The sequence below is a fragment of the Mycolicibacterium houstonense genome, assembly GCF_900078665.2.
Classification (GTDB): domain Bacteria; phylum Actinomycetota; class Actinomycetes; order Mycobacteriales; family Mycobacteriaceae; genus Mycobacterium; species Mycobacterium houstonense.
On record NZ_LT546217.1, the window covers coordinates 1 to 815 of the forward strand.

The 815-nt window shown below is 63.8% G+C and carries 1 protein-coding gene and 1 pseudogene; both read left to right on the forward strand.

The window, feature by feature from the left end:
• Positions 1–289, forward strand: a pseudogene (locus BN4332_RS32640) (alkaline phosphatase family protein); the annotation flags it as partial.
• Positions 290–335: 46 nt separating this feature from the next.
• On the forward strand, positions 336–668 hold the full coding sequence (locus tag BN4332_RS32645) for a DUF732 domain-containing protein (RefSeq protein WP_066904552.1): 333 nt from the start codon (positions 336–338) through the stop codon (positions 666–668).
• The last annotated feature ends 147 nt before the right edge of the window (positions 669–815 follow it).

The window sequence follows — 815 nt, forward strand, 5'->3', positions numbered from 1 at the left end:
CGTCTACACCGCACCCGGTGCGGCCGACGACGTCCTCGCGGCGTGGCGGGCCACCCTGGGCAGCTCTGCCTGGGTGATGTCGCGGGATGAGGCGATCGCGGCGGGTTGGTTCGGACCGCGGGTGCGCGATGACGTCCGCATGCGCATCGGCGATGTCGTGGCCGCGGCGCAAGGCTCGGCGGCGATGTTGCGTCGCAAGGCCGAACCGATGGAGTCGGCATTGATCGGTCACCACGGTTCGCTCACCAGCGCCGAGCAGAATGTCCCGTTATTGACGGCAATCGGATGAACAGAGCTCACACCCGCACAGGCTTAGGTGGGCTAAGATTCACCGCATGAAGCTTTCAGGCCTGGCAGTAATCGGTGCCGCGGCGGCCATCGCCTTCGCTGCTCCCGCACATGCCGACAGGGATACTGATTTCGCCAATGAGCTGCACACATTCGGCATTTACGGGCAGCGCGATTACAACGCCTGGATTGCCAAGATCATGTGCAAGCGGTTGCACAACGGCGTCGACAAGAATGCGCAGGACTCGGTCAAATTCGTCGGCAATCAGCTGGACAAGGACAGCAGTCCGGCCCAGTCCTGGCAGTTCCTCGGCACCGCCATCAACTATTACTGCCCCGATCAGCGCTTTATCTACGAACAGGCCGCCACGCAGCCGTAGTCTGACTTCCGACGCCGATCCGAGAGTTTTGGAGCGAGATGTTGAACCGCAAGAGTGTCACTGACCTGATCCGCACCGGCGTGGCGGCATGCGCCGTCGCCGGCAGCCTGGCCGGGGGCGGCATCGCCTCCGGGCTGTTCGGGGTCG